The 13530-nt window shown below is 58.2% G+C and carries 14 protein-coding genes; 5 read left to right on the plus strand and 9 right to left on the minus strand.

Translation table 11 applies throughout. The features are described from left to right. Positions 1 to 9 precede the first annotated feature (9 nt). Genes ASG35_RS17825 through ASG35_RS17835 form a run of 3 tightly spaced genes read right to left on the minus strand, consistent with a single transcriptional unit; the run spans position 10 to position 2207 of the window. Positions 10 to 672, minus strand: a complete 663-nt coding sequence (locus ASG35_RS17825) for an amino acid ABC transporter permease (protein ID WP_056360123.1) — start codon at positions 670 to 672, stop codon at positions 10 to 12. Next, positions 662 to 1345 carry an amino acid ABC transporter permease gene (locus ASG35_RS17830; protein ID WP_056360126.1) on the minus strand — a complete coding sequence of 228 codons (684 nt, stop codon included), beginning with the start codon at positions 1343 to 1345 and terminating at the stop codon, positions 662 to 664. The genes ASG35_RS17825 and ASG35_RS17830 overlap by 11 nt, the downstream gene beginning before the upstream one ends. A gap of 13 nt (positions 1346 to 1358) precedes the next feature. Further along, positions 1359 to 2207, minus strand: coding sequence for a transporter substrate-binding domain-containing protein (locus ASG35_RS17835; RefSeq protein ID WP_056360129.1), 849 nt, complete (start codon positions 2205 to 2207; stop codon positions 1359 to 1361). A gap of 123 nt (positions 2208 to 2330) precedes the next feature. On the opposite strand from ASG35_RS17835, the gene ASG35_RS17840 reads away from it, so the two are divergent. Further along, positions 2331 to 3215, plus strand: a complete 885-nt coding sequence (locus ASG35_RS17840; RefSeq protein WP_056360132.1) for a LysR family transcriptional regulator — start codon at positions 2331 to 2333, stop codon at positions 3213 to 3215. A gap of 2 nt (positions 3216 to 3217) precedes the next feature. Here ASG35_RS17840 and ASG35_RS17845 read toward each other — a convergent pair whose 3' ends face one another. Continuing rightward, positions 3218 to 4138, minus strand: a complete 921-nt coding sequence (locus tag ASG35_RS17845) for a DMT family transporter (RefSeq protein WP_056360135.1) — start codon at positions 4136 to 4138, stop codon at positions 3218 to 3220. Positions 4139 to 4246: 108 nt separating this feature from the next. On the opposite strand from ASG35_RS17845, the gene ASG35_RS17850 reads away from it, so the two are divergent. Then, positions 4247 to 5164, plus strand: a complete 918-nt coding sequence (locus tag ASG35_RS17850; protein WP_056360137.1) for a LysR family transcriptional regulator — start codon at positions 4247 to 4249, stop codon at positions 5162 to 5164. Between the two features lie 81 nt (positions 5165 to 5245). Then, complete coding sequence (locus ASG35_RS17855; protein ID WP_056360139.1) at positions 5246 to 6034, plus strand: aldolase; 789 nt, start codon at positions 5246 to 5248, stop codon at positions 6032 to 6034. A gap of 53 nt (positions 6035 to 6087) precedes the next feature. Here the strand turns inward: ASG35_RS17855 and ASG35_RS17860 are convergent, their stop codons facing one another. The 5 genes from ASG35_RS17860 to ASG35_RS17880 form a co-directional block, all read right to left on the minus strand. Beyond that, entirely contained in the window at positions 6088 to 6594 is a 507-nt protein-coding gene (locus ASG35_RS17860; protein ID WP_056360143.1) for an HPP family protein, read from the minus strand. A gap of 58 nt (positions 6595 to 6652) precedes the next feature. Continuing rightward, the gene (locus tag ASG35_RS17865; RefSeq protein WP_056360146.1) at positions 6653 to 7855 is read right to left on the minus strand and encodes an NAD-dependent formate dehydrogenase; all 1203 of its coding nucleotides are present in this window, start codon (positions 7853 to 7855) and stop codon (positions 6653 to 6655) included. A 199-nt stretch (positions 7856 to 8054) separates the two neighbouring features. Beyond that, the gene (locus ASG35_RS17870) at positions 8055 to 8984 is read right to left on the minus strand and encodes a LysR family transcriptional regulator (RefSeq protein ID WP_056360149.1); all 930 of its coding nucleotides are present in this window, start codon (positions 8982 to 8984) and stop codon (positions 8055 to 8057) included. Between the two features lie 267 nt (positions 8985 to 9251). Further along, positions 9252 to 9902, minus strand: a complete 651-nt coding sequence (locus tag ASG35_RS17875) for a response regulator (protein WP_056360153.1) — start codon at positions 9900 to 9902, stop codon at positions 9252 to 9254. Next, on the minus strand, positions 9899 to 11314 hold the full coding sequence (locus tag ASG35_RS17880; protein WP_056360157.1) for a cache domain-containing protein: 1416 nt from the start codon (positions 11312 to 11314) through the stop codon (positions 9899 to 9901). Before ASG35_RS17880 ends, ASG35_RS17875 begins: the two co-directional genes overlap by 4 nt. A 283-nt stretch (positions 11315 to 11597) precedes the next feature. On the opposite strand from ASG35_RS17880, the gene ASG35_RS17885 reads away from it, so the two are divergent. Both ASG35_RS17885 and mctP read left to right on the plus strand, forming a co-directional pair. Continuing rightward, positions 11598 to 11801 (plus strand): DUF3311 domain-containing protein, encoded by a 204-nt coding sequence (locus ASG35_RS17885; protein WP_056360160.1) that lies wholly within the window; start codon positions 11598 to 11600, stop codon positions 11799 to 11801. Next, positions 11801 to 13288, plus strand: coding sequence for a monocarboxylate uptake permease MctP (gene mctP, locus ASG35_RS17890; protein WP_056360163.1), 1488 nt, complete (start codon positions 11801 to 11803; stop codon positions 13286 to 13288). Before ASG35_RS17885 ends, mctP begins: the two co-directional genes overlap by 1 nt. Positions 13289 to 13530: the final 242 nt, after the last annotated feature.

Raw genomic sequence — 13530 nt, forward strand, 5'->3', positions numbered from 1 at the left:
CGCGCAGTATCAGACGCGCCGGTATCGAGTCGCGTATCGCTCCGACCATTGGCCGGCTATGTCGAGCAGCACGCTGCAAAGCCAGTAGATGAGCGCAGTGGTGCCGAGTACTTCAACGTAGGCGAAGGTATCGGCGGTAAGCAGGTTGCTTTGGTAGGTGAGTTCCGTCAGGCTCATCACGGAAAAGATGGACGAGTCCTTGAACATCATGATCGTGAGGCTGGTCGTAGCCGGCGCAAGAAAACCAAAGATCTGCGGCAACACCACGTGACGCTGCACCTGAAGTCCCGACAACCCCAGCGAGCGAGCAGCCTGCACCTGTCCATGGGCAAGGCTGCCGAATGCGGCACGCAGAATTTCGCAGAAGTATCCACCGGTGTAGAACGCTGTCGCCGCTACGCCGATGGCGAACGCAGGCATCGTGACACCCAGTTTCGGCAAGCCGAAGAAGCTCAGATAAACGAGTATCAGAAACGGTACGTTGCGCACGATCTCCACGTAGGAGAGCGCTATAGCCCGCAATACGCGCCATGCCGAGGCACGGAAATACGCGGCAACGGTGCCCGCCACGATGCCGAGCGGAATGCCGAGCACGCAAACCTGAGCGGTGACTTTCAGCCCTTTCAGTAACGGGAGAACGGACGATTGAACGACAGCCAGATCAATGGACATTGGGTAAAACCTTCGCCACTCGGCGTTCAAGTCCACGCGAAGCCGACGACGCGACGAACAGAATCGCGAAGTACACGGCCGCCGTTGCGGAAAACACCTGCAGCGGCAAATTGGTTTGCAGCGTGGCGTCGCGTGCGACCGTTGCGAGGTCGTGCACGGCGATGATCGACATCAGCGACGACGCCTTCAGCAGCATCGTGAATTCGTTGGTCAGCGGCGGGATGGATCGATAAAAAAGCTGCGGAAACACGATGTATCGCCACACCTGAAACGCAGGCATGCCGAGCGCGCGCGCCGCCGGAATCTGCCCGCGTCCAAGCGAGTTCAATGCGCCACGCAAGATCTCGGAAACGTATGCCGCAGTGTTCAATGCAAGCGCGAGAATCCCCGCTTGCAATGGCGATATATTCAAATTGAGCACTGCGGGCAGCACGTAATAAGCGACCAGCATCTGGATCAGCGCGGGCGTGCCGCGTATCACGCTGACATAGAGAATGACGAGCCATGCGAGCGCGCGGCCGCCATGCTGTCGCACGAGCAGCAACACGGCACCGATCGCGATGCCGAGCACGAACGCCGCCACGCTGGATAAAACCGTCGTGATCGCGCCCGCGATGACATCGTGGAAAAACGGCGCGAGGACGGCGAGCTGACTGCTTATGAACGCAAACATGCAGCGCTCCGCCTCAGACCGCACCTTCAGGCAAATAGCCGCTGGTCGGCAAGTTCATGGTGTAGCCGAACCACTTCTTCTGCATCTGCGAAAGCTGGCCGCTCTTGGTCAATTCCGCGAGCGACGTATTGATGAACGTACGAATCTCGAGGTCTTGCGGGTTCGCGACCCACGCGAGCATCTTGGGCTCGCCAATCTTGCCGATGACGCGAAACTGCCCCGGCTCTTTCTTCATCAGCACGGCGACGACGTTCGACGGCATGATGCCAACATCCAACGTCTTGTTCGTCAGCGCTACCATCACGTCGGGATACGCCTGGAACAGTTTGATATCCGCGTAACCGGCGCCTTTGGTTTTCAACTGCGCGTCGAAGGCTTGCGCAATCGGTTGCGACGACGAACCCATCTGCGTGCCGACCACATGTCCCGCAGCATCTTCGGCCTTTACGATGGCGCTATCGTTTGAACGCACGACCAGGAGTGTATCGACTACTCCAACCGGCTCGGAGAACGCAAACCGTTTGGCCCTTTCCGGATTGATGCCGACGCTCGTTGCGACGAAGTCGAACTTATGTGTCATCAGGCCGGGCAACAAACCCTGGAACGGCAGGTTGACCTGATTGAGCGTAACGCCCAGCTTGCTCGCCATGTAGTCCAGTATGTCGTGCCCGTAGCCCACTACCTTACCGTTTTCAACGAACTCATAGGGCTCGTAAGCCGCCTCGGTGCCGACCGTGAGTTTGCCCCGCTTGCGGATGTCCGCAAGCGTTCCGCCTTCCGCGAACGCAAGAGATGGCAAGGCCATCGCAAGCGAAACGCCGCCTGCGATAGTTAAGAATTTGCGTCGGTTGAGCGTGTGCATTTGATTCCCCGAATCGTTTAGAAGCGTTCATGAGGGAAATGTAGGCAGTCAAAAAAGTTTTGAAAAACCATTTTTTCGCGGTTATGGTTCCGGAAACCGAAACCTTTTTATTTCCCTGCGCCGATGAAAAAAATGGATCTGACGGAACGCGACCTGCGTTCGCTGCGCGTATTTTGCGCGGCGGCGCAGGCAAGCGGATTCGCGGCGGCGGAACGGGCTTTATCGATGTCGAAGGCGTCGATCAGCCGGCACATCAACGAGGTCGAAGCGCATCTCGGACTGAAGCTGTGCGAGCGCGGTCCCGGTGGATTTCAATTGACGGAAGGCGGTGAAGTGGCGCTCCGGGTGGCATTGCAAGCGCTAGAAGCGCTTGAGCGCATCAAGCCGGAAGTCGATGCCGTGCGCGGAATCTTGTCCGGCCCGCTGCTGCTTGGAACGTCCGAACACGTGCTCACGCATGAGGGTTGCCGGATCTCGGAAGCGCTTGGCGAGTTGCATCGGATTGCGCCGCTGGTCAGGCCGTCGCTGTCGGTCATGACGTTCAGCGACCTTGGCGCAGCGCTCACCGAGCGTCGCGTGCAGATTGCGATTCGCGGCGCATACAAGCGAATTCGCGCGTTTCGGCACTACCCGCTTTTCACGGAGACGCATCGCGTGTTTTATCGGCCGGCGGCGGCAGGCGAAATCCGCGCACATGAAAATACGCGTGCGTTACCGCTTGCATACAGGCCGCATCCGTTCGTGGAAGACGCGCTCGCGACCCAGGGCTTCACACAGGGACTCGAAGTCAGCGGGCTCGAAGCCGTTGCGATGATGGTCGCTACGGGCCGCTATGTCGGCTTGTTGCCCGAGCATTACGCGGCGCAACTTTCGCCGCGATATGAGTTTGCGGTCTTGCCCGAATCGCCCTTCTATTCAATGCCTTTCTGCGCCATCGTTGAAGAAGCCCGACCGTTGTCCCGCAGCGCGGAAGCGTTCTTGAATCTTTTGCTCGAGGCGCATCGCTGAAATCACGCGCTTTCCGCAGATAATCCAACGCTTGCAGGTTTCCCCCAACGCACGGTTGCGAGCATCGACGCCACGACGATCAGACCACCGCCGACCCAAGCCGTAAGCGAAATCCTTTCGCCAAGCCAAAGACACGCAAACAGCGCGCCGAACGCGGGCTCGCTGCCCATCAACAAAGAAACGCGCGTGGGACTGCTGCGCTTGATTGCGTAGTTTTGAGCGAAGAATGCAAACAGCGTGCACGCAAGCACCAGATAAAAGATGCTGGTCCAGAACGGCAAATGTCCCGCGAACGAAGGCACATGCTGCAACTGCTGCGGCGCGAATACGAGCGCCACGACAGTGCTGCCCAATGCAACCACACCCGATTGCACCGCTGTCACCGACAACGGCGGCAGCGCCGAATCACGCATCACACGCTTGGTGACGCAAACGTTGAGCGCTCGCAAGAATGCAGCGCCGAGTATTAACGCATCGCCCGGATTGAAGACGAACGTACCATCGTCCGCGAGCAACCATGCGCCCAAAAGCGAAAGCGCAACCGCGCCCCACTCCATGCGACCCGGCTTGCGCTTGAGCAGAAACCATTCGACCAACGGCGTCAGCACCACACACAAGCTGATCAGGAATGCCGCGTTAGCTGCACGCGTGAGCAACACGCCAAACGTCTCGCATAAAAAGATGCCGAGCAGCAACATCCCCGCGATAAACACGCCGCGCAGCGTGCGTGCGTTGGCGTAACGCAAATGGCGCAATGCAGGCGACAACATCAGGAATGTCATGCCGAATCGCAGCGTCAACAAACCGAGCACGGGGTAAAACACGAGCGCATTCTTGACGACGCCGTAGCTCGTACCCCACACCACGGCGACGACCAGCAGCATCACATCGGACAGTATTAGCAAGCGGTCTTGCTTCGGCATATTGGACCTCTATGGAAGAGTGCGTATTGTCGAGCGTTGCGCTTGCGGTGATAATCGGGCCGGCGTGCACAGCCTTCATGTCGCAGATGCATTAATCCGGAATCGTCGATGAACCCCGCAGAAATCTTTGCTTTGTTGCCGGACATGGCCGTATTTGCGCGTGTCGTCGATTGCGGCAATTTTTCGGTTGCTGCGCGTCAGCTTGGCAGCACGCCTTCGACCGTAAGCCGTCAGATCAAGCGCCTGGAAGAAGCGTTGGCCACGCGCCTGCTGGAACGGTCCACACGCAAGGTGCGGGTCACTGAATCAGGCGAACAGGTGGTTCGATATTGCCGCGATATTGTCAGCGCGGCGTCGGGCGCCGTGGATGCAGCGGGTTTGCTGGTTGGCCGGCCGCAAGGCAAGGTAAGCCTCAGCGCGCCGACTGCTTTTGCCAAAACGGTGATTCATCCACTCGTGCCGGAATTCTTGGCCACGTATGAGGATGTCGATTTGCAATTGCTGTACGTCGATCACGAGATCGATCCGCTACATGACGATATCGACCTGGTGGTCCGGCTCACGGAGCAACCGCCGCCAGGTTTGGCGGGACGCCGGATCGGCTCCGTACGTTGGGTGATATGCGCATCGCCCGCTTATTTGAAGGCGCGCGGCACGCCCGTGCATCCGCGCGATCTGGCGCAGCATGATTGCCTTTATCTCGGCGAGACCGCCGATGACAACCGCTGGCGATTCCGGCGCGGCTCCGAAACGCAAACAGTAGAAGTTCACGGACGCTATATAGCGAATCATGCAGGCGCCCGGCTCGAGGCTGCGATGCAGGATTTCGGCATTGCCAATTTGCCTGAGTTCACCGCCGCGGATGCGCTGGCGCGAGGGGAACTGGTTCAGGTCCTCGATGACTGGACTTTGGCGGCGCAAGCTTACGTGGGCGCGGTGTGGCTGCTTTATCCGCCTAACCGTTTCTTGCCGCCGAAGGTCCGCGTGCTGATCGATTATCTGGTGGGAAAAGGTGTGGGAGCTTGAGTGAACTGTCGACAAGCCATGCACTAAAGCAATCGTTTCTCTTCTATATACTTGAATCACCGACACTCCACCGCAATCATCATGGCTCATACGCTTTCACTCGGCGAACAGCGCGCGTCGTCCAGTCGTGTACGGCTCGATTCCGATGCAATCATGCAGGCACGGATCGAACTCGCGGCGTGTTTCCAGCTTGCGGCACAGCGCGGATTCGAAGAAGGCGTCTGCAATCATTTCTCGGCGGTCGTGCCAGGACATGACGAGTTGTTTTTCGTGAATCCCTACGGTTATGCGTTCGCGGAAATGACGGCGTCTCGCCTGCTTGTCTGCGATTTCGACGGGCATGTAATCGACGGTGAAGGCAAACCCGAAGCAACGGCATTTTTTATCCATGCGCGCTTGCATCGAGCAAAACCGCGTATCAAAGCCGCTTTTCATACGCATATGCCGAACGCGACTGCGCTATGCCTGCTCGAAGGGCCGCCGCTTCTCTGGCTGGGCCAAACCGCGTTGAAGTTCTATGGCCGTACCGCGGTGGACGAGGACTACAACGGCCTTGCGCTGGACGCGTCAGAAGGTGATCGCATTGCATCGGCAATGGGTGACGCCGACGTGCTCTTTCTAAAGAACCACGGCGTGATGGTAGGCGGCGCAAGCATCGCTGAAGCTTGGGACGACCTCTATTATCTGGAGCGCGCGGCTGAAGTACAGCTCAAGGCCATGGCAAGCAACCGGCCGCTCAAGTCCATACCGCATGACGTGGCGCAGCGCGCTTATGAGCAGATGCGCCTTGGAGACGCCGAAAGCGCGCGTGCGCATCTGGACAGCGCACTGCGCATATTGCGAAGCGAAGGGAACGGATTCGAGCAATAGGCTTTAGCGCGAGTGAAAGAAAATGGCGGGAGTCGCTGCCGCCATCGGTTGAACTACAACCCCCTCTGGGGCCATCGGTGGCCACGCACAAAGTTGTTGAATACCAGTGCGATCACCAGAAGCAAACTAACACCGGCCAATACAGGAACGAAGAAAAATCCGGCCGATGCATTGCCGCTCAACATGATTACCAGCGGGTCGGCGCCCGCCGGCGGATGCACACAACGTCCAAGCTGCATGAGTCCGATAGCAATGCCCACGGCCAGCGCCATCTGCCAAATTCCCGGCCCCGCTATCCAGAACATCGAAAGCCCGACGGCAGTGGAAAGCATATGCCCGAAGACAAGATTGCGCGGCTGGGCAAAGGCACTATCGGGCGCGCCGAAAAGCAAAACACTCGACGCACCGAACGGCGCAATCACCAGTGGACTGCTCGTTGCATGCCCGAGCCATGCAAGCAATCCAATTGCACACGTTCCGCCGATAAAACCGAATAGTGCCTGTTTGAAGTGGGTTGGATGATGAACGGCTGGCGCCGCTCTGACAGTCTGCTCGCTCATGGGGTCTCGCTTCGTCGTCAGGCACGCCGGGCAGTGATTGCCTGGCGTGCCAGATACGTCAGGCCTTCTTGTAACGGGCCGCTTCTTCGGAGCCCTTCGTCGCATTGCCTGCGCTGTACGAATGAGCGCCCACGCCGGCGAGACGGCCGCCATCGACGATCAGATACTCGTCGCGAATCGGTTCGTTGGCGAACCAGCATTCGAGGATCTCGCGCGTGCCTGCAGCGTAACGCGCTTGTGCCGAAAGCGTCGTGCCCGACGTATGTGGCGTCATGCCCTGGTTCGGCATGGTGCGCCACGGATGATCGGCCGGCGCCGGTTGCGGGAACCACACGTCGCCCGCGTAACCCGCAAGTTGACCGCTTTCCAGTGCGCGCACAATGGCGTCGCGATCCACAATCTTGCCGCGTGCCGTGTTGATGATGTAGGCGCCGCGCTTCATCTTGTTGATCATCGCTTCGTCGAAGAGATGTTCCGTTTCCGGATGCAGCGGACAGTTGATGGTGACGATATCGCAGACCTTCGCCATGGACTCGGCCGTCGGGTGCCACGTAGCGCCCAGCTCGCGCTCGACGGCTTCCGGCAAACGATGACGGTCCGTGTAATGCAGCTTGACGTCGAACGGCTTGAGGCGACGCAGCACGGCTGCCCCAATGCGGCCGGCCGCGACCGTACCCACGTTCATGCCTTCCAGGTCGTATGCACGCGACACGCAATCCGCAATATTCCAGCCGCCTTTCTTGACCCATTCATGCGACGGCAGGTAGTTACGAACTTGCGACAGGATCATCATTACGACATGCTCGGCAACGCTGATGCTGTTGCAGAACGTCACTTCGGCGACGGTAATGCCACGGTCGATTGCCGCTTGCAAATCGACATGATCCGAACCAATACCGGCGGTCAGCGCAAGCTTCAACTTCGGCGCCTTCGCAATGCGTTCGGCCGTCAAATACGCGGGCCAGAACGGCTGGGAGATAACAATTTCGGCATCCTCAAGTTCACGCTCGAACGTGGTGTTCGGGCCGTCCTTGTCCGACGTGACAACCAGTGTGTGACCTTGCGATTCGAGAAACTTGCGCAGGCCCAGCTCGCCAGACACGCTACCCAGCAATTGACCCGGCTTGAAATCGATTGCCTTGGGCGTCGGCGCGCTTTGGCCGTCGTGGTACTTCGTGATATTGGGTACGTCGTCGCGCGCATACTTCTTCGGCATGCCATCAACGGGATCATCGTATAAAACGCAAAGAACCTTGGCCATGATTGTCTCCACTCCACTTTGATTTGATTAACACCGGCGCTTCTGGCGAAACGCGCCGCCTCGTCGAACATGAGGTTGGTACGTCGACAAGGTTCAGTGTCTACAAGTCGCGATAGCGGGTCCAATCGTTTGGATGGATCACTTGATAAGCGTTCGTTATCAACGCCTGCGAACGGACTGTAACGTTGATCGCAGAAGATCAGACCGTCTGCGCGGCAGCGGGCATGAGTGCGTCGAAGTCGCGTTGAAGATCGAGTTGCTCGACTGAGCGCCACATGGCGGCAACAAGCGGCGGCAATGCATTGCGGCTACGCGCAATCAGGCCGATACCGCGCGTCAACTCGGGCAGCAAGAGCGACGCACGCACCGCATTACTCGAAGGGAGCACGCTGAGCAGGCTATGAGGAAATACGCTGTAAAGGCCGGCGTGCTGGATGTGAGCGTAAAGAGAGAGCAGCGAATCAGTCTCCAACACTACGCGAGGCTGCACGTTCCCCCGCCGGAACGCCGCATTGATCACCTGGCGATTCTGCATGGTCGACGTAAGCAGCCCCAGCGGCAATTCACCGACATCGCTCCACGACTGTATGGGCGCGCTAACGTCCTGCGCCGCGCTTGCGGGAGACAGCAGCATATAACGTTCGAGATAAAGCGGCAGCACGCTGAAACCGGCTTGCACCTGATCGTCGAGATAGGTCAGGCCAACGTCGAGTTCATACTCGTCGAGCTGACGAAGTATGGCGTCGGAACTCAGCGATCGAACCTCGTAGCGCATATCCGGATGCTCGCGCATGCACGGCGCAAGCATGCGAGCGGTGATCGGAATAATGGTCGGAATCGCCCCTATGCGCAGGGTCCCGATGAGTTTGACCTGCGCGGCGGAGGCATCGTGGCGCATGTTCTGAAGCGACGCCAGCGTTTGTCTCGCCCATCCGAGCACACGCTCGCCGTCTTCGGTGAAACCCACGAACCGCCGCGTGCGCTCGACAATGACAAGGCCCAGTTCTGTTTCGAGAGTGCGAATAGCCGATGACAACGCCGGCTGCGATACATGGCACACCTCCGCTGCCCGCGCGAAATGCTTCTCCCTTGCCAACGTGACGAGATACTCGAGCTGACGAATGAACATCGCTTTCCTTGGTTGACTGTTATTCGTCGAGATCTTTCACATGTCCTTGCATCGACGTGGTTCAGACAAGCAGGTCCTCTTAGAAAGCGCCGGGATTGCCCGCCTTGTAGATGACGTGCGGAAAATCGCTGGCGTGGACTTGAGAACGAATATTTCGCCGACTGCTTCCTGCGCGCTATTAACCACACCGACGCTCCATCGTTATATCCTGTTAAATATATCGATGGCCGAAAGGAAAGTCCACTATCGTCACAAATGAAGCTTGCCTCAAGCGCTGAAAAATTCCACCGCGAACTTGATCAGTTCCGCTTGACCTTCAATATCCAGTTTGCGTTTGATCGACATCCGGTGTGTCTCCACCGTCCTGACCGACAACCCATGCAGCGTTGCAATCTGCTTGTTCGACAAACCGTTCGCAAGGTCGCGCAGCAACTCCTGCTCGCGCGGCGTCAGCTTCTCGATCTGGCGGTAGCCGCCACGGTCCCGCGCGGTGCTTCTGACGGTAACACTTGCGGCCTGTTTCAACTGTTCGTTGAAATAGGCGCCGCCGCCAAGAATGATGTGAATCGCTGCAATGATCTCGGTAGCCGGGGCGTCCTTTAGCACGTATCCGCTTGCGCCGGCCGCGCGCGCTTCGGCCATGTATTCGGCGTTGTTGTGCATCGATAAAACCAGTACGTGCATGGCGGGATGACGTTGCCGTATCTCGCGCGTGAGCGCCACGCCGCTGCCGCCCTTCATGCTGAGATCAGTCAACACGAGACGCGGCGCGACCCGCTCGATGACCCTGAGCGCCTCCGGCATGCTGCTCGCTTCGCCCACTACTCTGAAGCCGTCAATGGCGTCCAGACGAAGCCTGAGCCCGTCGCGCACGAGTTGATGGTCGTCGACCAGCAAGATGTCGATAGTGCCTGTCATATGCTCGAGTCGCTCAATGCGGTTGAAGGATAGTCGACCGGAATCGCTGCGGTCAGGCCGGTCCATCCCGGTCGCGATTCGATCGTGAAGGAACCGTTGAGCGACTCGACACGTTCACGCATGTTGCGCAGCCCGATGCCTTGGCGCGGGTCCGACTGGACCGCGCCGGAACCAAACCCGATACCGTCATCGGTCACCGTCAATACAACGCGTCCCGTGGCGCAAGCCAGTGTTATCCGCGCGTTGGCCGCGTGCGCATGGCGCTGGATGTTGGTCAACGCTTCCTGCGCGACACGAAATAGCGCAGTGTTCACGGCGTCAGGCAAAGGTTGTGCGTCGCTCTTCGCGGCGTCGACCGTGACGTTCGTATGCGGTGTATTGCCTGCTTCGTTGAATTCGAGCGCCAGTTGCCGCAAAGCGGCGCCCAGACCGAAATCGTCGAGCATGGCCGGACGCAGGTCGTGAGAGATCTGCCGGATTTCCGCTAATGTCCGGTTGGTCTGCGCCAGCGCGTTATGTATGGGTGGTCCGCTAGGATCATCGCGGTTGGCATGAGCGGGCCTGAGCGCCAACGCCGACTCGAGCAGCAATTTAATGGAGACCAGCATCTGGCTAATGCCGTCGTGAAGTTCGCGCGACAGCCGGCCGCGTTCCGCCTCTTGCGACTCGACCACCTGACGCGCCATGATCTTCAGTTGCGCGTCCGAACTGCGGTGATCGGTGACATTCATTGCAACGCCGCACGCGCCGATAAACCCCATGCCCAGCGCGCCGATCAATCCGATCAGGAACAGCGTGTGGCGTATGTTCGACGACGCCTGGCGCCCGGTTTGCGACAACGCCGTATTGACGTCGTCGAGATAAATACCGGTGCCGACCATCCACCCCCATCGCTCGAACGTCACCACGTAACCAAGCTTCGATTCCATTTTGTGAGTCGACGGACGTTCCCATAGATACTCGACAAAACCGCCGCCGCTTTTTGCTTTCGCCAATAGAGACTGAATGGTAAGCGCGCCGTGCGGATCGTGCATGGACCACAGGTTCGTGCCTACGAGTTGCGCCAGACGCGGATGCATCAGCAAATTGCCTTGCAGGTCGTAGACGAAAAAATAGCCGTCGCTGCCAAACTCGAGTTTCGCTAATATAGCCAGCGCTTGAGCGCGCGTGGCGGCGTCGTCACGACCCGAGTTGTATAGCGGCGCAACCGCGCTTTCCGCAAGCGCGACGTAATTTTTAAGCTCGACTTCCTTGCTGCTGCGGTAAGCCGCTGCAATTTCGCGCTGCTCGGAATTCGATAAAGCCCTGGCCTGGAACGCCACGGCGACGGCAATCGTTGCCATTGCTCCGATGAATGGCAAGAGGGCGAGAATCAGCCATTTTCGCTTCATCCCGTGCAAAGAGAGTCGCATTGAATTTTCCCGCTAGGACGCCGGACTTATTCAGGCGTTCGGCCATTTAGTCCCGGATTGTGCCATCTCGCTGTTAGAAGAGCGCCTAAGATACTTGCGGCCTGCGTAGTATTACGTAGGGTGATTCCGCTCTTGACGCCCTAAGGACACGCGCGCCCCAAGCCTTGCAAGACCATGGCCGCCAATGGTCGACGCGTCTACGTATTACTACGGAAGTCGACGCGGGAAATTGCGCCAATACTCCGGCTCCAGTTCGAAAAGAGACTGGTTCCAGGAGATATCCATGAGTTCAGAAAGCGTTTCCCCCGGAAAACGCGCGGCCGGCCGGCTGTTGCTGTTGATCCCCTACGTCGCGTTATTGTGGCTCCCCTTCTATAACGACGCGCGACCGTCGTTTGCCGGATTCCCCTTCTTCTATTGGTACCAGTTGCTGTGGGTGCCGCTGACGTCGCTGATCCTTTACGTCATCTACAAGTGGGTCCGATAATGCCGACGACATTCAACTGGACCTCCGGTCTCGTATTCCTGGGATTCTTTGCGCTGGTCACGGTGCTGGGATTTTTCGCGGCACGCTGGAAAGCCGGCGACCTGACCCAATTGCACGAATGGGGCCTTGGCGGCCGCCAATTCGGCGCGGTCATTTCGTGGTTCCTGGTAGGCGGCGACTTCTATACCGCGTACACCGTCATTGCGGTGCCCGCGCTCGTTTATGCGGTGGGCGCGTATGGGTTTTTCGCGCTGCCTTACACGATCATCGTGTACCCGTTTGTATTTGCAGTGATGCCCAAGCTCTGGTCGATTTGCCAGAAGAATAATCACATTACGGCTGCTGATTTTGTGCAAGGCATTTACGGCGGGCGCTGGTTTGCTGCTGCTATTGCGCTGACCGGAATTATCGCTACGATGCCGTACATCGCGTTGCAACTCGTCGGCATGCAAGTGGTGATCAAGAGCCTTGGTGTGACCGGTGAAGCGCCGCTGGTGGTCGCGTTCATCATCCTTGCGGTGTACACGTATGCGAGCGGCCTGCGCGCGCCGGCCATGATCGCCTTCGTCAAGGACATCATGATTTATATCGTGGTGATTGCGGCGATCTGGCTGATTCCAAGCAAGCTCGGCGGTTACGCATCCGTATTCGATGCAGCCGATCACTTCTTTGCAGCCAAGGGCGGCGCAACAGGCATTACGCTCAAGGCAAGCCAGTTCACGGCTTATGCGTCGCTAGCGTTTGGATCGGCCATGGCAGCGTTCATGTATCCGCATACGCTGACGGGCGTGCTTAGCTCGAAGAGCGCCAAGACCATCAAGCAGAATGCAATTGCGCTGCCGGCTTATACGCTCCTCCTCGGGCTGATTGCATTGCTGGGCTACATGGCGATCGCGGCTGGCGTAAAGGTTACTTCGCCAACAGATGTCGTGCCGGCGCTGTTCCTCAAGCTGTTTCCGTCATGGTTCGTCGGCTTTGCAGCGGCGGCCATTGCGATCAGTGCGCTGGTGCCCGCGGCCATCATGTCGATTGGATCGGCCAACCTGTTCACACGCAATTTGTGGAAGCCGCTGATCCAGCCGAACATTACGCCTGCTCAGGAAGCGACCAATGCGAAAGTGGTATCGCTTGCGGTGAAACTCGGCGCGCTGATATTCATCATTTTCCTGCCGACGCAATTTGCCATCGACCTGCAATTGCTTGGCGGCGTATGGATCTTGCAGACATTCCCCGCAGTTGTGTTCTCGCTTTATACGCGATGGCTCAAGCTGCCGGCATTGTTCATCGGCTGGCTGGCAGGGATTGGACTCGGTACCACGATGGTATTCATGCAAGGACTCAAGCCCATCTACGCGTTGCATCTGGGCGCTACGACGTATCCGGTTTATATCGGCGTGCTTGCATTGGCAGTCAACATTGTCGTGACGCTCGTGCTCTCTGCGATTTTTCCGGCGCGAATTGCATCCGCAACACGCACGGCTGCTTAAGGCGGTTTGTATTGGGCGCCGAGTTTGGATCGGCTCTAGCATCGGCGCCTCATTTAGGGAATTAAAGCGCTAAGCCCAAGCGACAAATCGACGCGGTCAAATTAAAAGAAAAAATACCGCGTCTTTTACCTTCTGGCCTTTTCCGCCTGGTCCATCGCACTTTCATCGCCCTTATCCAAGCCGGGCTTTCAGGTCCGCGCGAATGTCTTGGCGACAGCGCCTTCTTCAGGCAACTGCTAACA

Origin of the sequence: Burkholderia sp. Leaf177 (assembly GCF_001424345.1) — a bacterium.
GTDB lineage: Bacteria > Pseudomonadota > Gammaproteobacteria > Burkholderiales > Burkholderiaceae > Caballeronia.